Origin of the sequence: Sporosarcina ureae (assembly GCF_002101375.1) — a bacterium.
GTDB lineage: Bacteria > Bacillota > Bacilli > Bacillales_A > Planococcaceae > Sporosarcina > Sporosarcina ureae_B.
This window is the reverse complement of sequence record NZ_CP015207.1, coordinates 113,376-131,889: the sequence shown is the minus strand read 5'-3', so window position 1 is coordinate 131,889 and position 18,514 is coordinate 113,376. Positions and strand designations below refer to the sequence as shown.

The 18,514-nt window shown below is 37.0% G+C and carries 19 protein-coding genes and 1 other annotated feature; of the genes, 3 read left to right on the top strand and 16 right to left on the bottom strand.

The window, feature by feature from the left end:
* Window positions 1-77: 77 nt before the first annotated feature.
* From SporoP8_RS00660 to SporoP8_RS00620, 8 genes are all read right to left on the bottom strand, one after another.
* Entirely contained in the window at window positions 78-947 is an 870-nt protein-coding gene (locus SporoP8_RS00660) for a conserved phage C-terminal domain-containing protein (protein ID WP_085130602.1), read from the bottom strand.
* Window positions 948-1,111: 164 nt separating this feature from the next.
* Window positions 1,112-1,465 carry a hypothetical protein gene (locus tag SporoP8_RS00655; RefSeq protein WP_085130600.1) on the bottom strand — a complete coding sequence of 118 codons (354 nt, stop codon included), beginning with the start codon at window positions 1,463-1,465 and terminating at the stop codon, window positions 1,112-1,114.
* An 815-nt stretch (window positions 1,466-2,280) separates the two neighbouring features.
* A complete protein-coding gene (locus tag SporoP8_RS00645; protein WP_085130596.1) occupies window positions 2,281-2,910 on the bottom strand; it encodes a zf-HC2 domain-containing protein in 630 nt (209 codons plus the stop codon).
* A complete protein-coding gene (locus SporoP8_RS00640) occupies window positions 2,900-3,409 on the bottom strand; it encodes an RNA polymerase sigma factor (protein WP_085130594.1) in 510 nt (169 codons plus the stop codon). Before SporoP8_RS00640 ends, SporoP8_RS00645 begins: the two co-directional genes overlap by 11 nt.
* Before the next feature lie 730 nt (window positions 3,410-4,139).
* Entirely contained in the window at window positions 4,140-5,360 is a 1,221-nt protein-coding gene (locus SporoP8_RS00635) for a hypothetical protein (protein WP_085130592.1), read from the bottom strand.
* 15 nt (window positions 5,361-5,375) lie between these two features.
* On the bottom strand, window positions 5,376-6,209 hold the full coding sequence (locus tag SporoP8_RS00630; RefSeq protein WP_085130590.1) for a hypothetical protein: 834 nt from the start codon (window positions 6,207-6,209) through the stop codon (window positions 5,376-5,378).
* Window positions 6,206-6,895, bottom strand: coding sequence for an ATP-binding cassette domain-containing protein (locus SporoP8_RS00625; RefSeq protein WP_085130588.1), 690 nt, complete (start codon window positions 6,893-6,895; stop codon window positions 6,206-6,208). Before SporoP8_RS00625 ends, SporoP8_RS00630 begins: the two co-directional genes overlap by 4 nt.
* Before the next feature lie 2 nt (window positions 6,896-6,897).
* Window positions 6,898-7,281 carry a GntR family transcriptional regulator gene (locus tag SporoP8_RS00620; RefSeq protein WP_085130586.1) on the bottom strand — a complete coding sequence of 128 codons (384 nt, stop codon included), beginning with the start codon at window positions 7,279-7,281 and terminating at the stop codon, window positions 6,898-6,900.
* Window positions 7,282-7,828: 547 nt separating this feature from the next.
* On the opposite strand from SporoP8_RS00620, the gene SporoP8_RS00615 reads away from it, so the two are divergent.
* Complete coding sequence (locus SporoP8_RS00615) at window positions 7,829-8,467, top strand: hypothetical protein (protein WP_085130584.1); 639 nt, start codon at window positions 7,829-7,831, stop codon at window positions 8,465-8,467.
* A gap of 400 nt (window positions 8,468-8,867) precedes the next feature.
* Window positions 8,868-9,120: a binding site (T-box leader), on the top strand.
* A 234-nt stretch (window positions 9,121-9,354) separates the two neighbouring features.
* Entirely contained in the window at window positions 9,355-10,656 is a 1,302-nt protein-coding gene (gene brnQ, locus SporoP8_RS00610; protein WP_085130583.1) for a branched-chain amino acid transport system II carrier protein, read from the top strand.
* A 56-nt stretch (window positions 10,657-10,712) separates the two neighbouring features.
* Here brnQ and SporoP8_RS00605 read toward each other — a convergent pair whose 3' ends face one another.
* From SporoP8_RS00605 to SporoP8_RS16820, 6 genes are all read right to left on the bottom strand, one after another.
* On the bottom strand, window positions 10,713-12,521 hold the full coding sequence (locus tag SporoP8_RS00605) for a M3 family oligoendopeptidase (protein ID WP_085130581.1): 1,809 nt from the start codon (window positions 12,519-12,521) through the stop codon (window positions 10,713-10,715).
* A 120-nt stretch (window positions 12,522-12,641) separates the two neighbouring features.
* The gene (locus tag SporoP8_RS00600) at window positions 12,642-13,115 is read right to left on the bottom strand and encodes a peptide-methionine (S)-S-oxide reductase (RefSeq protein ID WP_085130579.1); all 474 of its coding nucleotides are present in this window, start codon (window positions 13,113-13,115) and stop codon (window positions 12,642-12,644) included.
* Between the two features lie 214 nt (window positions 13,116-13,329).
* Window positions 13,330-13,530 (bottom strand): cold-shock protein, encoded by a 201-nt coding sequence (locus SporoP8_RS00595; RefSeq protein WP_085130578.1) that lies wholly within the window; start codon window positions 13,528-13,530, stop codon window positions 13,330-13,332.
* Window positions 13,531-13,860: 330 nt separating this feature from the next.
* Entirely contained in the window at window positions 13,861-14,814 is a 954-nt protein-coding gene (locus SporoP8_RS00590; RefSeq protein WP_085130576.1) for a cation diffusion facilitator family transporter, read from the bottom strand.
* Between the two features lie 20 nt (window positions 14,815-14,834).
* Window positions 14,835-15,170, bottom strand: coding sequence for an ArsR/SmtB family transcription factor (locus tag SporoP8_RS00585; RefSeq protein ID WP_085130574.1), 336 nt, complete (start codon window positions 15,168-15,170; stop codon window positions 14,835-14,837).
* A gap of 155 nt (window positions 15,171-15,325) precedes the next feature.
* Entirely contained in the window at window positions 15,326-15,454 is a 129-nt protein-coding gene (locus SporoP8_RS16820) for a hypothetical protein (protein WP_255397540.1), read from the bottom strand.
* Window positions 15,455-15,903: 449 nt separating this feature from the next.
* Here SporoP8_RS16820 and SporoP8_RS00580 point away from each other — a divergent pair, with 449 nt between their 5' ends.
* Window positions 15,904-17,109, top strand: coding sequence for an MFS transporter (locus tag SporoP8_RS00580; RefSeq protein WP_085130572.1), 1,206 nt, complete (start codon window positions 15,904-15,906; stop codon window positions 17,107-17,109).
* 212 nt (window positions 17,110-17,321) lie between these two features.
* Here the strand turns inward: SporoP8_RS00580 and SporoP8_RS00575 are convergent, their stop codons facing one another.
* Together SporoP8_RS00575 and SporoP8_RS00570 are read right to left on the bottom strand one after the other, a co-directional pair.
* Complete coding sequence (locus tag SporoP8_RS00575; protein ID WP_085130570.1) at window positions 17,322-17,915, bottom strand: hypothetical protein; 594 nt, start codon at window positions 17,913-17,915, stop codon at window positions 17,322-17,324.
* Between the two features lie 116 nt (window positions 17,916-18,031).
* Window positions 18,032-18,343, bottom strand: a complete 312-nt coding sequence (locus SporoP8_RS00570; protein WP_085130568.1) for an inner-membrane translocator — start codon at window positions 18,341-18,343, stop codon at window positions 18,032-18,034.
* Between the last annotated feature and the right edge of the window lie 171 nt (window positions 18,344-18,514).

Below are 18,514 nucleotides of genomic sequence, written 5' to 3'. Positions count from 1 at the left end.
AGTTGATGTGTCAAACTTTCCGAATCCAAAATAGCGATCTTTTTTCAAAAATTCATTGTTACTTTTATACGGGTTAGCTAGCCTAAATCTTCCCCTCTACTAAAATCCAATACAGGCGATTTGGGCACGCGCCTTGGCGTATGTTGTACAGGTATTACCGGCTGTTCATTCAAATAGTTTTCAAAGTTCGTCGGGTTGAATAATGTGGAAGGACGTAAGTATGCTCGAAATTCAGGATTAGTATTCCATTGCGACACTTTGAGATCAATGACTTGTATAAAATCCTGTTGTGTATAGCCTTCTTTCACTCTTGCATTAATAAATTTCTTATTAGCTGCAGACGCTGCTTTAAATTGCTTACCGGTTTTCTCATTCAAATAGGCAATGACGAAATGCGTAACGTCGAGAGGCTTCTCGACAAGATCTTTATTCTTTATTCTTTTAAGTTCTTTAAGTTCTTTGGTTATAGGCCGTCCCACATTGGCACAGTCCTTCGTTTCACTTTGGTACGACACAGCGTTTCGAAGTGAAACGTCCGTTGTATCAGATTGAAACGTCGCATGATCTATTTCCAGTTCACTTTTTGCTGGTACCGCTTCTTCAACCGACGGGTCATCTTGAATAGACAAGGCAGGGAGTTTGGTGTAATCAATTCGATACCATTTCGTCTTATCAATTTTCATCTTATTGTATTCAGAAGTCGAAATAACGTATCCTTGTTTTTCTAAATTATAAATCGTACGTTTGATCGTCATACGTGACAAGAATGAAAACTCCTCCAGCCATTGATCATACGTTTTATTCACCCACTGATGGCCGTCGCGCACATTTTTTGAAATAAGTGATCGGAAATGCAGCTGTTGCAGAAATAATGCCTCGTTTAATCCGACTACATGCACAAGAGACGGTAGTAATTGTAATGGCTGTTCATTGATTAATAACTTCATACTGAATTCCTCCTAAATTGCGTGTAAGTGATAACCATTCACCACTTCACTAACTATATAGAGAGCTTTTTGCATAAGGATACTTGTTTTCAAACTATTTTTTGATTACAAAACTGCACGAGAAAAGAGCGGAAGCATAGGCCTCCACTCATCCGGATTACACGTTAGTTTATGCTCACTACTTCTCCCTTCGCTGGCGGTAGTAGAAATACTCCGATCGACTCACAGACTTCGTAATCTACGAGATACATCTTTTCTCCGAAGTTCTGTCGCTTCGAACGAATATAGCCGGATTTCTCCAATTTTCGTATCGCTCGGATAATCGTAGCCATTGACCAGAAATTCATCACGGCATGCCACTCTTTATACGACCTGCACACCCATTGTGTCCCTTCTATCGTGTCATGAAGACCGAAAGACAGCTCATGGATTTGTTGCAGAAACATCGACTCATTAAGTCCGATCTTCGCGGCTGTGTGTGGATGAAATTGTAGAAATGATTCATTAATAATTTGCATGATAGTATCCCCCTACTAACTAGTTGTAAGCGGCAGCTATTTGCCTCTTCACTAGCTATATAGAGATCTTTTTGAATAAGGATACACCTTTTCGAAATAATTTATCTTTATGGCAATAGTATGTAAGCTAATTAGTTTGTTCTCTTCATTTTCAATCATGCCTTGATTGTACACATAGCAAAAAGCTCTTGTAGAGGCGTGTCACTTTCGGAGTCAATTTGCATCTATTTTGTACCGAAAATATATAATAAAGCCTCATCCACCTTTTAAAGACTAGGAGAATCAAGCTTTTGATGTTCAACAAAAGCATCTATTTACGACATTGTATTAGGGGGTATCCCAAAATATATACATAACTCCTATGAACAATAAATAAATGGTTGCAATTATGGGGAGTGCGTAAAATGATACTCTTCCGAATTTGTCTTTTCTACTGAAAAAGGATAAACCGAATGAGAGGGCTATAAGGATATATCCGAATGGCATTGCAATGAAAAAATCACCTGTGAAAATAAACACACAAACCAAAATAAATCCTACAATCAGTGTAATAAAAGAAAGTATTCCTAAACTACGTCTACTTTGCAAGAGTGTGACCTCCCAAATTCGATATAAGTAACACACCAAAACAGTACTTTTACGGCATACGATCAGATCGCAGCACGAATCATATTCGTTTGTTGCCCCCCTTACTTGCTCTGCAAAATGGCCCTATTACTGAAAAGGATGCAATTCTTCTTCAGCAACTTCACTCTTTTGAACAATAAACATAATATCTCTAAAGAATTCAAACAACTATCTTGGTCTTTATTTTATCATATCGCATTAATAAAATATCTTCCTTGTGATGCCTTTATTTCAAAAAAGTACTTTTTGTTTTTCTTTAAACCATCCAATTTAACACTTTGTCCAGAACTCACTTGAATTTCATCGACCACTACTTTACCATTTACATCTTTCACTCTTAAAAGAATATCGCCTTCAATTTCATTCCCACTATCAATGTCATTACTAACAGTATTTACAATAGACTTCTTCCAGAAAACACGATCATATATCAGATAATTTTCTTCATTAAAATTCAGGCTTTGCCACTCTTCATCATCGTCAGTTATATTTACTACCCCATGCGCCATTGGGAAAAAGTATTGGTTAACCACCCCCACATTTTGAACGACCTGATAACTGATTATCATAACTAGAAATGTCAATAGTGAAGCAGCAATCACTTGTAAACGCCGCTTTTTATTAATTCGTTTAAAAGGTTCTTTCGCCTCTTCAAATTTTGGTTCGACAACATGTTGTGTCGGTTGTTGCATCATTTGTATCATTTTGTTGCATTGGACACACTTCTCAATATGAGTCTTTACCTCAGAAGCCGTTTCTTCCCTGCAAATACCATCAATATAAGAAGGTAATAAATCCTGTACAATATTACATTTCATTCAAATCCATCCTTTCTGCTAGAGTGCATTTTGCACGATAATATGTAACTCTTGCCCAATTTTCATTTTTATTGAAGATAACTCCAATTTCCTTGAAACTTAAATCTAGCTTTGTTCGAAGTAAAAAAATTTCTCGATGAGGTTCTTTTAGCTTTTGAATCTCCAGATTAATTGTCTGTTGTATATCCTGTTTTATCATAGCTATATCTGGTAAATCTTCATTAGAATGAAAATCTATACCCGTTTGCGCTAATTGTTCAAGACTTGAATAGTTCCTATACTTCTCCCGTTTTAAATGATCATAGTAGCAATGCTTAGCAATTTGACATAACCAAACTGACATTTTGCATTCGCCATTATAACGTTCGATAGATTTTACGGCTTGATAAAATGTTTCTTGTGTTAATTCTTCTGCTAAATCCGTATTTGATGTCAAACAAAGAAGGAAAGCTTTTACTTCATTTGCATAGGATTTATAAACTTCGCTTAAATCCTCCACCCAATTCCTCCTTCCCTCTGATGCTAACCGGCATATATATATATAGAATAAAAACCACATTCGTTACAAGAAATGATAAACTTTTTTGGCAAAGTAAAAAAGAGCTTAATTCCTTACAATTTCAGCAAGGAATTAAGCTCACTATCATTTCAATTTAACCTGTAACAGTACATCCTCCACAACTGCCCCCATTTATCGAACAAACTGATACTTACTCTTTAGGCATAACGAATATCGTAGAAATACTATTTTTTTCTTCGATTTTCATAAACATTTCATTTAAAACTTCTAACGCTCTCTCATGTAGTTCGTGTTTCTCTAAATCTTTTCTACGTTCGTCTACAGTCGAACGGCTAACAAAACCTTTTATTTTTCCCTTCTACAGTAACTTCTTTTACATTTATCAAACTTGGCTTAACTTGTGTAGAAATCCATAACATAGAAATACTCATCCCAATTATACCAATGAATTGAATATAACAAAAGATACGCATAGTAAACAATCGCGCTCGATTCTTTAATCAGTCGTTACAGTTACTAAATTAGTAGTGCAATCTCTTTGTCATGTTGTTTGACTCCTTCATTCAAAAAGTCAGTGGCTTATTATTGTACCCTTTTAATCTTCTTTCTTCGTATACGTCTGATTCACCAAATATCTTTTGCGTCTAGGCCATATTTTTATCCAGACAAAAGAGCTTGCTTTAAAACTAAAGCAAGCCCCATTCAACTCTTATTTTACGATCATATTAAAAATATAGAACTCAAATTGTTCATCACTTTTTGGGAGATCTTTTCTGATTACTTCACCCTGGTAAATTATATCCGATGTTTTCAAATCAATAACGGTGATGCTAGCCTTTGTTTCAAAATTTGTGATATGTGTTGTCACATATAACTTACCGTCTTTTGTAAAAATAATTGGTGGTTCTTCATTACTTCTTTCGTTTGATAGCTGTATAGTCCATTCCTTACCAACTAGACTATTCTCTATATTATAAGGAGTTATAACCAAATTCCCCTCGCTTACTTTCGAAAGATATATGGTTGAACCATCAGAGAAACTGTTTTGATACTCTTCTAAACCGCCTGGCAATTCAAGTACCTCTTTTTCTTTCGTTTTTAAATTGTAATAAATTAGTTGCTTAATAGTTTTTTCTACTCTATCCGTTTCTTCTTCTTGTATCATGTTGTCTTGCGTTTTTATGAATACAAGTTTTTCATTCGCTTGATCTGGGTTTGTTTGAATTAGGTTTGCAAAAGTATAGTCATTGTCTTGTTGTTCAGGGATGGATAAAACCGTTTCATTACTGTTTATATTCCCAGTAGATGTATCGAAAGAGTAGATATGTTTTTCATTAAAATATTTCTTATTCTTTCTAGTATTATTATGGGTAATCACATGTAGTTCGTTATCAACCACTTGGACATCTTCAACAAACATATGTTTAATTGATGAACTGTCTGGAACTTCAATAGTGAAGGAAGATATATGGCCAGTGTCTTTATCAACCATAGATAGGTCGAATTTGAAATCTCTATTTGTAATTGAACCTGTTTTATACTTCACTTCTGCATAGGCTATCAGCTTCTTGTTCACAAAAAATGAATCGACACTTTGGCCTTTGCCTCTCATGAATTTACGATAATTCTCCTGTAATTCCTGAATCAGTGGTGCGGGGTGTCCTATAACCGAGTCAATAATTGAACTACCGTTTCTATAATCCGAACCGTCAGAAGTGATCTTCAAGTAATTGTTTACATAACCCATAGATCCGCCTTTATGATAGAATCCTTCCAACTCCAAAGATTTTATTTCTTCAGCATTACCGCTCTTCTTATTTATTACAAACTCAGGAAATTGTGTTGCCGAATTAGCAGAGCTAACATAAAACGTTCCAATGCTAAGCACAATAACCGCAATAATTGAAGTAAACTTCCAATACTTTTTCATCTCCACACACACTCCTTATACAGTGATCTTGTTCTTTAATAAGAATCCACTCATCCAAATAGATCCTGTAAGTACGATTACACCCATTATTATTTCAAATACAAATAATTCTAATGGATAGAAAAAGTCATTCAGTACAAATTCTTGCAAAAGAAGAGGTGAGATCAATACCGCAACCGCTACTAAGCTGAACAAAATCCCCACAAAAATGCCTTTCCACTTATAACTTCTTTCAAATAAAATTGCAGTAAACAGAATGGACACCACCATTACCCCTGCTCCATAAAACACTATCATTTCAAGAAAAGTAGTTGGGAAAAGCAAGTGTAATTCTGGCATGCTGCTAACAATCTCTTTGATACTCATATCCACTCGGAATTCCTTTGGCAGCATCCATCTAAAAACCATTGTCTCTAGTGGAATCAAAATAAGTTGAAATGCCACAAAGCCAAACGTCGCTAGTAGAATATTTGTTATCTTTGCGTAGAAAACATTCAATCTCGTTGTGGGTAACATTAATAATCGATAAATAAATGTGTTTTTTCCGAACCAATCACGATACCAGATCAGGAAAATATAGAACCCAACACCGGCGATACATAAAGCAATTGGACCAAAAAACCACATACTTCTAGTAACAGCGAGAAAACTCATTTGGCCATAGTCTACTAAGAATTCTGCTTTTGGCATAAACTCTTCATAAATTTTTTCATTGGCCATGTTTAAGTAGTTTTTCGACAACACTATGACTCCAGTAATTTGTACAACTAGCGTAATGCCTAGTAGAACTGCAAATATTTTTGCAATACGATTGAATTCAAAATTGACTAACTTCAAGTAGTTTTTCATTTCTGATACACCTCTCTCATAACATCCACCACAGATTTCCCTTCGTTTTCACGGGCTTCTTCCGCGCTGAACTCCCTAATTACAATCCCTTCGTCTAACAGCACCACTTTATCGATTAAATGTTCGATATCGCCTATTTCATGTGTTGTTATAATAACGCCCCTATTTTCAATTAAATGACTTGTAAACACTTTGGCAATTTCTTCACGACTAAACATGTCAATTCCCGAAAACGGTTCATCCATTAATACAAAGTCAACATCCATTGCTAAACCCAGCAATAAATTGACCTTTGCTGTATTTCCTTTTGATAAGGAAGAGATTCTATCCTGTTCGTTCAATCGTAAAAAACCAAGCAGTTCTGTTGCACGTTTCTGGTTCCAACATGTATAAAAGTCATTCATGAACTCCATTGCCTCAGAGATTTTCATCTGTGGTAGCATTGTGATGGCATCAGGTATAAAGGTGATTTTTTCGAACATGTTTTTATTAATGGTTTCTCCGTTGATTAATATTTGTCCTTTGTTAATCGGGGTAAGTGCCATGATGGCATTTAAAATGGTTGTTTTACCAACTCCGTTAATTCCTAGTAAACAAGTTATTTCACCTTTGTTGGCTGTAAAAGATACACCTTTCAATATTTTTTTCCGACCATAATTCTTTGTAACCTCTTTTACTTCAATCATTTTTATACCCCCTTATCATCGTCATGATCTGTGTACTTTGTTCTTACCAAGTTCAATAATTCATCAACTGGAACTTTAATAGACCGAACGGATGTTACAAATGTTTCCACCGCCTCAAGTAGCAACTCTTCTCGTACTTTGCCTAGTATCTTTTCATCGGTTGTTATTTTGCTCGGATGATTACGTTCGGTATGGATCAAACCCTGTTCCTCCATTTCCTTATACGCTCGTTGTACGGTATTAGGGTTTATCTTCACCCTGTTTGCCAACTCCCGTCTCGATGGTATTTCTTCTCCAGGTACTAATTCGCCTATTGCAATTCTTTCTTTAAAATACCGAACTACCTGCAAATAGACTGGGTCGCGATTGTTAAAATTTACATTCATCGAAACAACTCCTATACGTTCTTGGGTGTATGCACATCATTTTCTTAGTGTGTGTATCAAGTGGTTCATACACGTTAAGTGTATTATATGGGTAATACATAAAGTTGTCAATTCTGTTTTAGAGATGCGCTATACTTCTCGTATTGTTTTAAATTTTTCGGTGTGAACATCATCCCATTTCACTTCAGACCATAAATAGAGATTTTTTCTAAAAACCCAAAGAACGTATCCACTCAGACATAAATGAATAACGCTCAAAGCTAAAAACTGATCAGTTACTAAATAATAATGTTATTCTTTAGTTTTCTCAAAAACCTCCTGCGCTATTCGACAAAATGGCGCGTTTGTTGAACGGGTGCAAATTTTCATTCCAGTACCGCCCGCTTTTGTTGAATAAATCACTCTTCCTATTTATGATGCCATTCACCATTAAATATCTAAGTGCGGTTATTTCTATAAAGGCTTATAGTATAAGCAAATTAATATTGGTATTATAGAAGGCACACCAATAAAAATCCAAAATACTATAAACTTTAGGAGGTAAAGTATGAGTAATTTATATTGGTATAGCCATAGTCTAAAAAGTTATTTAACCTTTTCTAACCAAAAAGTCATCTCTAAGGGCTTTATACTAGTAGAAGAAATTTGTTCAACTCCACTTTTTAAACAGTTCCTTTTCCAAAAGGACTATCAACAAATTCGTGTCTATTTGTATGTAAGTGAAATTCAAGAAGAGATGTATTTATTCGTTCAAGAATGCGATGTAAAAGAAGTATTTATACAAAATCTCAAATCAAAAGCATTCCAAGGTTTCCATTCTGATATTTTTATTACAGAGAAGGAGCCCTTGAAAATAATTGCGGAAATTGAAAAGGCCATGAAATATAGTGAGGAAGATGAATACTTACACATTTATGGACAGCCAAGTTGGCATGGGGATGCCTTTATTGTTGGCAATCGTGCAGCATTACAAAGGTTAAGGGATACAATTAATCAAGCACTTCAATTTGGCGAAAAAAAAGAAGTGTTTTTCCCTGAAGATGAAGAAGGTTATAGTTTATATATATCATGTACAGACGATTCCTTTGATCTAAGCCAATTGGATCTTCCCTACCATGACCCTGATATCTTTGAAAATCGCAAGCCTCCTGTTCAAGCATTTAAACAGTACAAATTTCATGACTAAATTAAATACTAACCACCTAAATCGTTGTCATACCAACGTTCTAGGTGGTCTATTTTTTAAACCTCACTTATTTATGGTACGGTTCTTCGTTATTAATCCTAAACTAACTTTTCCCTGAAGAAGTAATTGGGTAAACCTCTTCAACAATACGGCCTGTTTGCTGAGTAATCTAAAAAGTACTTCACAACTTTATTATAGCTTTATCTACTATTCACAAAGCAAAATAACATGAAGAGTGACTGGGGTGATGATCCATAAAAAACTTTGATGGATGCGATAACAGACAAGACATTTCCATCTTTCCCGTTCATTCTAAGAGAACGGGTAGTTGTAATATTCCGAATATAGTAAAAGGTATTGACCTTTCTAATAGTTGTCTGTTAAATTGTATTGTAGTATATAATATTCAGTGACGAGAAAGAGTACGATATGAAATTTGTCCTCAAGAGAGTCGACGTTTGGTGAAAGTCGATGGACAGATCCTATCCGAAAATCATCTCTAAGATGCAAAGTTGAAAATAGTAAATTTTGCCGGATTTCCAACGTTAAATGGAAAACATATAATCGTAAGATGAATTAGAATGGAGCTTTCTTATCGTTTTACGAAGCTTTTAGAACATGGGTGGTACCGCGAGTAAAAACTCGTCCCTATTTTGGGGGCGAGTTTTTTATGCGCAAAAATAAAGGAGAGAAATTTCAGATGAACAAAGCACTAGATTAATACAAACCATCTTATGAGTTGTATAAGATGACATCAACCAGGCTGGAAAAGTATTCGACAAAATTCACGCTATATTTTGCAAAGTCTTACTATTCTAGATTACAATTATATATATATTATGTACTTTCATTTTACTCTACACACAAAAACATCAGGAGGTATTATTGTGAGTAAAAAAAACATACTATTCATAGGATTCATGCTCTTCTCTTTATTCTTTGGAGCTGGAAATCTCATCTTCCCCCCATTTCTTGGGTTAGAATCAGGAACGAACTTTGCACCCGCAATTGTCGGTTTTCTCATCACGGGCGTTCTACTGCCGTTCATGGCAATTATGGCGATCGCCTTGTCTGATAACGGGCTATTGTCTATGGGTAGCCGCGTACATAAAGTGTTTGGAATGATTTTTGCGATCATCATCTATATGTCGATCGGAGCTTTTTATGGTATTCCAAGAGCTTCCAATGTTGCGTATGAATTAGGATTCAAACAGATAGTTGAAGTGAATGGCAACTTCCCATTACTTATATTCTCTCTACTATTCTTTGGTATTACATACTATATCAGCTTAAATCCTAAAAAAATCGTCGATCGCATCGGCCAATTTTTAACACCCATTCTACTGTTGGTTTTAGGAATGCTCGTTGTTCAAGCGTTTATCAAATTTGATAACATATCTTCAGCTCCAGTAGAAGAGTATGCGACTGCTCCATTTGTAAATGGATTTTTAGAAGGCTATTTCACGATGGATGCTGTCGCTGCGCTAGCGTTTGGGATTGTCGTGGTCAACGCGCTGAAAGATAAAGGGTCGAGGTCAAAATCGGAGCTTATCAAAGGAACTTTGGGTGCTGGCTTCATTGCTAGTATCGGATTGGCCATTGTCTATTTCTCACTCGGTTGGATCGGCAAAGTGATTCCAAAAGAAAAAACATTTGAAAATGGCGCAGAAGTATTAACCGAAGCAGCCAGCATGTTATTTCCAAACGGCGGAGGACTTCTTTTTGGGATCATTGTCATACTAGCGTGTTTAACGACGTGTGTCGGTTTAATTAATGCTTGTTCAAGGTTCTTCAATGAAATATATCCGAAGTTAAGTTACCAGGCGTATGTCGCTATTTTTGTACTAGTCGGCTTGTTAGTATCGAACTTAGGATTGAACGCCATATTAGCTTTGGCAACCCCTTTATTAGTGTTTATTTATCCAATCGCCATTGTGTTAGTTATTCTCTCCTTATTCCAACATGTGGCAGGTGGCGGAAAGATGATGTATCGGCTTGCTATATTTATCACATTCATTTTTGCTTTATACGAAGTATTCACTAGCATCGGGTACAGCCTTGATCGCGTTACTGAGTCGCTAAATATTATCCCGTTTTTTGAATACGGACTTGGCTGGGTTTTACCAGCATTTGTAGCTGCCACAACTGGTTACATACTGGATAAGTTCAGCCAGCAAGAAAATAAATAAATCTCAATAAAAAGCCCGCTTCTTTTTTAAAAAGGAGCGGGCTTTTACTTTCCATTTTACTTCTGTAATGTATTCGTCAATTCTACAAACTCTTCTACGTCTTTTGCTACTAGCGCAATGCCGGCTGCCCAGAAATCTTCTTTCGTCACATCCACATTCAGATGTTTTTTCGCTAGGTCTTCTACTTTCATCGATCCGGTATCTCGTAATAACGCAATATACTTCTCTTCAAACCCTTCCGGTTGTTTCAAGTATTCCGCGTAGATCCCTAAGCTGAACAAGTATCCAAATGTGTACGGGAAGTTATAGAACGGCACGCTATCGATAAAGAAATGCAACTTAGCTGCCCAGAAATGCGGATGATAAGAAGATAAACTATTTCCAAACGCTTCTTTTTGTGCTTCTACCATTAATTCATTCAAGCGATTTTCTGATACTATGCCTTTTGCGCGTTCCGTGTAAAAATGATCTTCAAATAAGAAGCGAGCACGAATATTTAAAAACATCGCAGTGGCGCCTTCTAATTTATTGGCTAATAGTGAGATCTTTTCTTCATCCGATGCAGCATTTTTCACCGTGGCATCGGCGATAATCGTTTCCGCGAACGTACTTGCTGTTTCCGCGACATTCATAGCATAATTTTGGTTCAGTGTCGGTAAATCTTTCATTACGTGACTATGAAAAGCATGCCCTAATTCATGTGCCAATGTACTCGTATCACTCGGTGAACCCGTGAACGTCATGAAAATACGTGACTCTTCCAATTCAGGCAAGCTTGTACAATAGCCACCTGGGCGTTTGTTTGAACGATCTTCCGCTTCTACCCAACGATTTTCCAATGCATGTTTTGTAAAAGCGGTTAATTTCGGACCAAATGAAGCAAAATTTTCTATAATAAAGTCACATGCTTCATCATATGTGAAGCGTGTCGGCTTCGTTTCACCTACCGCGACAGGAGCCGCCACATCTTGCCAGCCAAGCTGATCCATGCCAAATAAATTGGCTTTTTGTCCTAAGTAATCAATAAACGTTTGTTTCTGCGCATCCACTGCTGACCACATCGCAGTAAGCGTATCTTCAGACATCCGGTTATATTCAAGCGGTTCTTCTAAATGACTTGTTCTTCCGTGAACGTCTTGTAACGTTAAGCGATAGCCTGCTAAATGATTCAAGATGTCCGCAAAGATCGGTCCATTAGCAGACCAAGTCTGTTCCCAATTATCAAAAAGTTCCGCGCGCACTTCTGCATCAGGATCTGCGTACATTTTGTTCATAGCTTGCCCGATAGATAAGTCCGTTGTTTTCCCGTCTTTATCTGTAAACGGAACGGTCATAGTGGAGCCCACTGTATTGTATAAATCGCTCCACGCGGCGAGACCGTCTTTATTTAATTTAGCAATCAGCTTTTCTTCCGCTTCAGATAATAACCGTTTACCTTCTTCGCGTATTTCATTTAATGAAAAATGGATGACGTGTAAAGTATCGTCTTCAAGAAGTTGATTCCAGTTTTCATCCGAAATAGCTACCAATTTTTTAGTGAAGATCGTGGAGAGTTGCTGGATTTCACTGCTAAGTTCCATCACTTGCCCTTTGACAACGCTTGCATAGGGATCATCCATGAAGGCGTCACGCCACATATTGATAAATGTCCCCACTTGGCCTAAGCCTTTACCGATGACTTCTTGCTTTTTTAATAATTCTTGTAAAGTAGAGGCATCATTAGCCGGATCACTATTCCAAGCGTGTAACTGATCTGCATAAAGAGCAATATCTTCTTTGACAGCCGAAAGTTTCGTCTGTACCTCGTTAGACTGCGTGCCACCTGCAAAAATACTCTCTAGATCCCACGTGTTTTGATATTTCACTGTATGTCACTCCCCTTATATATCCCTACTGTAAACGTTGTTTCTAGTAGTAGCTGAGTCCATTATATACCAATTCATCATACCGTGTGGTCATTTTTATTGATTCCGACTGCACATTCTTCATGTTCCATATTTAGTTAATAATTCAGCTGGTATATGACAATAATCCGTTGGGCATTTAGCTAATCTGTTTTGATGTTCGTCTGCACTTCTCACATAATTTGTAAGTGGCAATACTTCCACAACTATACGGTCAACATCACTTCTCTCCATAATAAACGCCTTCGCTTCTTTTAAGTGTGCAAGGTTTTCACTATAGACGCCCGTTCTATATTTCTCGCCAACGTCTGCTCCTTGTTGATTCACACTATACGGATCAATGATTTCAAATAAATACGCCATTAATTCCGAAATGGTCACGACGGAAGGATCAAATCCTGTCTTTACACATTCAGCATACCCATCATAATCGCCTTCCAATGAATGAAGCGTTCCATTCGCCCTCCCTGCTTCCGTAAACGTCACGCCAGGTAAGGTTTTTATAAAAGCCTGTACTCCCCACAAACAGCCACCCGCAATGTATACTACTTCCATGTGGACACTCCTCTCATAAGTATCTAATTATCCATTATACGCTTGTTCAGACACAAGCTTTTATGTAAAGTAACCGAGTTAATCGCCTACGTGAAGCGATTCTGAATGTGTATATTCATCCCGATAGCCTACCGAGCAGCTTTTTCATAATACACTAGATAAATTTTAGAAAATAAAAAAAGACCCTACAAGTAGGGTCTCCTTCAAGCTGTTATTAAGCTTTTTGAACGTTTGTAGCTTGTAGGCCACGTTGTCCTTGTTCGATTTCAAATGTTACACTTTGACCTTCGTCTAAAGATTTGAAACCGTCGCCTTGGATTGCTGAGAAATGTACGAATACGTCTTCCCCTGCTTCGCGTTCGATGAAGCCAAAACCTTTTTCTGCGTTAAACCATTTCACTGTACCTTGTTCCATAATTAATTGCCTCCTAGTGCGGATATCCACACAATGATGTTACTATACTTGCTCAAAACTTTAGACGAAAAACAAAATATATTTCCATGAAATATATTCTCGATCTGAAAAAGAACAAAGATAATACTCTTTAAATATAACAGACATTAAATAAAAAAGCAACCCTAATATTTAGTACATAAAATAAAGTTCGCGATATCTCTATGTGATTTCAATAAACAGGCTTATTTACACTCATTATTATATACCCCTACACAGTATACAACGAATGTTGTTTCATTCTTAAAAAAATAGTGACCTACGCAACACAGCTGCCGGTCACTAACTGTCTTAATGATGGTGATGATGGTGGCCTCCCGACGATTCAGGTTTCACTTGGCATAAGATTGAATCGTCATGCTGATGGGCCGATGTTTCCAATTGAATAGTAACGTGATGAATGTTTTGGTGCAATAAATCATGTTCGATTTTGCGAAGCAATTGCTCACTTTCCGCAATCGTCATTTGATCGTTCACTACGGCGTGGCAAGAAAGTGCATTTAAACCGCTCGTTATGGACCAAACGTGTAAATCATGAACACTGATGATGCCCTGCGCATTGCGGAGCGTATGAATAAGTTCATTCATCTTCACATTTTGAGGCACGCCTTCCATTAACACATGCAGCCCTGACTTCGATACAAAGTAACCGCTGCGTAAAACCAATGCCGCTACAATAACACTCGCTAACGGATCGGCCCAGCCCCATCCAAAGAACATCATAAGCAGCGCTGCAGCAATCGCTCCGATTGAACCTAACATATCGCTCATGACATGCAGGTAAGCGCCTTTCATATTCAAGTTCTCTTCCACATCGCTGCCGCGCATCATAATCCATGCAACTAAAATATTTACGGCCAACCCGATGCTGCTAACAATCAGCATGCCTATTGTCGCAACTTCAGGAGGATTTGCAAAGCGTTTTACTGCTTCAAAGAAAATGAACAAAGCGATAACAATCAATATGATTCCATTTAACACAGCGGCTAAGATCTCGAACCTCTTATAGCCGAATGTCTTGCTTTTACTTGCAACTTTTTCCCCGAACTTAAATGCAATCAATGCAATCGCTAATGAAATAGAATCGCTTAACATATGACCGGCATCTGCCAATAAGGCAAGACTGTTCGTCAAAAATCCGCCGATCGCTTCCACAATCATATATAAAGTAATGATGAGGAAGGAAATCAATAATACTTTTTTATTCGCACCATGCGCATGGTCGTGTCCTTGGTCAAGTCCCACTGAATAATCCCTCCGTGTTGTTAATTATGAGTCGCGTGCTCAATTGCCTGTTTCAATAAATTCATTACGTGATGGTCATCTTCTGAATAATAAAAGGTCGTCCCTGCTCTTCTAAATTTCACCAGCCGCAAGTTTTTTAAAAAACGCAATTGATGTGAGACCGATGACTGACTTAAATTTAATGTTTCAGCGATATCATTCACTGAGTGTTCTTCCTTGCACAATAAATTTAAGATCCGGATTCTCGTCGGATCGCTTAATGCCTTAAACGTTTGGGAGACAACGAAAAGTGTTTCTTCATCCAAATGTTGCGTGTTTTCTTCCAAAGACTGGTCACTATTTGTTTCTTCGCTCATTTTCAATTCCTCTCCAATCATGTGTTTCTGGTTATCATATATGAACATATACTCATATAATATAAACTATTTAAATAATTGTCAATTACTACATATAGTACTCTCTTATTTTCATGTACCTTATGTAGGTAATATACTATTGAGCTGTTGGTATCTCAAAAGAAAGGTGTGGCAAAGAATATACCCATAGTAATAGCCAAATCACGGCTGCAACCAACCCAACCAGCGCGCGCACAACCGTTTACTGGCCATCGAATGACTTCTGAACGGTTCGTCAAATGCACCAATAATAACTCCTCTCTCCGTATTATTGGAGAAAGATATTAAAGTAAAGGTAGTATTAAGCGCATCAAGATGCACCATAGGGGTGTTTCTCTCTTATCCCACGATTTGGCCTCATTGCGATATAAGCTCGAATACTTGTGAATCAATCATACTCGATGGAGAAACGGTCATGTTTTTTATCTCCCCTAATGCATTAAAAATAATGTAGTAATTGGTTTTTGCATACAATAATTTTTAATCGTATGGCATTACATTCTAGCAATTGATATAATTTGACTAATATGAAATTTCTTTCATTCTTACTACTCTTCTTTTCGATAGCAATCCCTTTGTTAATCTTTTTTGAATTCTATGTATGAAGTGGTTCTTAATGTAAAGGAGGAATAATACGAGTGTAAAACTACCCTAAGAAATCAGATTTTAATTTGATAGTAAAGGGGTAGTAAGAATGAAAAATCAATCGTTTCGTTTTCTATGGATGGGCCAATCACTGGCTAGTCTAGGTGATGTTTTTTATATTGTCGGTATCATCTCTTTTTTGTATACACTCACGGAGTCACCTTTTGCATTAGCATTGGTACCTTTCATCAATATGTTCGGTCGTTTTATTAGTGGGATGATCTCTCCGTGGTTGATCAATCGTTTTCCTTTAAAGACATTGCTCGTTTATTCACAAGTCAGTAAGACCATTCTATTGGTTGCTCTATCGCTTTTATTAATTTCTGAAACAATAACCGATCTATTCATCATTCTAACGTTTGTTGGGTGTATTGCGTTTTTGGATGGCTGGGCATCGCCGGCAAGCCGTGCTATGCTACCACGCTTAGTGCCAAAAGAACGACTTGTGAAAGCGAACAGTTTCTTCTCGATCGTCTCTGAAACAATGAATTTAGGAGGCTGGGCACTGGGAGGAATAGCTGTCGCATTAATGAGTGGACAATTTATTATTTTCGGTACAGGTAGTTTGTATATAATTGCAACGATGATGATGTTCTGTATTTACGATCCCACACCATTCCATAAAAAAGAGTGTACAGGTAAATGGAGGAGTGAGCTAACCGAAGGCTGGAAGATTGTATGGAGAAACCCGCTTTTTAGGAGTCTTCATGTGGTCATCATTTTTGAAGCAATTGCCAATGTTGTATGGATTGCTTCGATCCTTTACATCTTCGTGGCAGAAGTTCTAGGTCAGACAGAAGCTTGGTGGGGTTACATTAATACAGCTTTCTTCTTAGGTATGATAATTGGAGGAGTCATCTGCTCAAGATTTGTAATTGGGATTGAAAACAACCTGAAACGCTTGCTTATTGTGTTATCATTTGGCATTAGCGGCGTCACTCTTCTTTTCGGAGTAACCGCCATTCCGTGGATTTCCATTCTACTTGTTATTCTGAACGGTGTTGTTCAACAATTAAAAAGTATTGTAAGTGAGACATTGCTTCAAAAATCTGCAACTACTGACCAGCTTCCTAAAATTCATGCCGTGCAAAGCACTATACTATCACTCTTGTTCGGTATTTCATCATTAACTTTCGGAGCCATTGCTGAGCTTTGGGATGTCAGAATAACATTTATCTTGGCAGCAACTTTGTTAGGACTTGGTGCACTATTTGCATTAATTCGCCGACGTGATTTTATCGTTCCAACTGAATAATATGCATAAAAAACGATTGGACACTTGTTCAATCGTTTTTTTGCTTCTTATAAAAATAAGCCCATTACCTTTAATTAGTGAAATCATTCTACTTTACCATTCAGACTGCATTTTCACAGTATAGTTATAAGATGGTGTCAACATAACGGCCCGATTGTTTTAGATATGCGCAAATTCGTTTTATGATAAAAGCACCCAATTACTTCAAGCTTTTATGTATGAGATGCATCATAAAAAACGGTGGTATAGTAATCAAACCCCGCCCAGAACTCTGCTTGTAAATTACCTAACAACCTATGCAAATCACTTCTTGAAAAATATGTTCCGGTTCTTATAAATCTAATACTATCTTCTAACTTTAGGAAATTATTTATGCTATCAACTAGGTATACTCTTTCTTCTCTTGAATAATCTCCTTCAGAGACAAGGTCTAACAGGGTATTTCTTGCCTGTTGTACGTCGAAAAGCATTCTATCGAGTTTATCTTTGTCAATTGTTTTGGAGTCCATACCGATCAACCATTGTTGTTCAAAAATCGGAAGAATAAATTGAGTTCGATTTACCGTAGGATTGTAATTATTACTTTCTAAATCCATTTTCAGATCCTTCTCGTAGGCAGCTTTAAACTCGCCAATCTCTTCTTCATAGGTTTTGCCATTATGGGTTTCCGTGTCGGGACTATAGGCAAAGCTTTGATCGATGCTAAGAAGCGACAATGGATAATACCAAGATATGAAAGCTATGACAAGTATAATAAATATTCCCGAGCCTATTCCTAAGATCTTCCTTTTACGTTTTGTATTCATATAAATCTCCTTTATCTTCTGACTAATGTGCTGTTTAGTATATCCATTTGGCTCGATTGCGATATAGACGCAATCACTTATAAAGCAATTGCGCGCATTTCTGTCATAAGGAAAGATCAACGTCGTTTTGTGATGACTTTTATAATAAACATAACTATTCCAATCAATACTAGTAGAATCCCATTAACCAAGGTTATCAAACCTAAAAAAGCGCCACCATAGCCTGCACCCTCTCCTGTTCCCCCTGAACTCCAATCATAGAAATGGAGAAATAATGCGCCACTTGAAAAACCAAGAACAGGAGCAAGAATCATCATCATAATTCCTGCAATCATAAGATTTAATTTCCCCTTTTTGAAAAACATAAAAGAAGCAACGTTAAGCGATATGATTATTAAGATGAATACAGTTAATAGTAAACCTTCCATCGCTTTCCCTCCCTATGATCCAACGATGCCATTAAAAACTACTCAAACTTGAAATAGTGATTTCGCAATCTGGCGCATTTGCGGTCTATTCACTATTTCTTACTGCACTCCATGACACCTTTAAAATTTCCCATACCTTATACAATACGGGAAATGCTGATGAAAAGTACC

What these genes read in the sequence shown, in the direction of transcription:
- SporoP8_RS00660 (WP_085130602.1), bottom strand. Translation starts at nt 947, where the DNA reads ATGAAGTTATTAATCAATGAACAGCCATTACAATTACTACCGTCTCTT.
- SporoP8_RS00655 (WP_085130600.1), bottom strand. Translation starts at nt 1,465, where the DNA reads ATGCAAATTATTAATGAATCATTTCTACAATTTCATCCACACACAGCC.
- SporoP8_RS00645 (WP_085130596.1), bottom strand. Translation starts at nt 2,910, where the DNA reads ATGAAATGTAATATTGTACAGGATTTATTACCTTCTTATATTGATGGT.
- SporoP8_RS00635 (WP_085130592.1), bottom strand. Translation starts at nt 5,360, where the DNA reads ATGAAAAAGTATTGGAAGTTTACTTCAATTATTGCGGTTATTGTGCTT.
- SporoP8_RS00630 (WP_085130590.1), bottom strand. Translation starts at nt 6,209, where the DNA reads ATGAAAAACTACTTGAAGTTAGTCAATTTTGAATTCAATCGTATTGCA.
- SporoP8_RS00625 (WP_085130588.1), bottom strand. Translation starts at nt 6,895, where the DNA reads ATGATTGAAGTAAAAGAGGTTACAAAGAATTATGGTCGGAAAAAAATA.
- SporoP8_RS00620 (WP_085130586.1), bottom strand. Translation starts at nt 7,281, where the DNA reads ATGAATGTAAATTTTAACAATCGCGACCCAGTCTATTTGCAGGTAGTT.
- SporoP8_RS00615 (WP_085130584.1), top strand. Translation starts at nt 7,829, where the DNA reads ATGAGTAATTTATATTGGTATAGCCATAGTCTAAAAAGTTATTTAACC.
- SporoP8_RS00600 (WP_085130579.1), bottom strand. Translation starts at nt 13,115, where the DNA reads ATGGAAGTAGTATACATTGCGGGTGGCTGTTTGTGGGGAGTACAGGCT.
- SporoP8_RS00595 (WP_085130578.1), bottom strand. Translation starts at nt 13,530, where the DNA reads ATGGAACAAGGTACAGTGAAATGGTTTAACGCAGAAAAAGGTTTTGGC.
- SporoP8_RS00585 (WP_085130574.1), bottom strand. Translation starts at nt 15,170, where the DNA reads ATGAGCGAAGAAACAAATAGTGACCAGTCTTTGGAAGAAAACACGCAA.
- SporoP8_RS00580 (WP_085130572.1), top strand. Translation starts at nt 15,904, where the DNA reads ATGAAAAATCAATCGTTTCGTTTTCTATGGATGGGCCAATCACTGGCT.
- SporoP8_RS00575 (WP_085130570.1), bottom strand. Translation starts at nt 17,915, where the DNA reads ATGAATACAAAACGTAAAAGGAAGATCTTAGGAATAGGCTCGGGAATA.
- SporoP8_RS00570 (WP_085130568.1), bottom strand. Translation starts at nt 18,343, where the DNA reads ATGGAAGGTTTACTATTAACTGTATTCATCTTAATAATCATATCGCTT.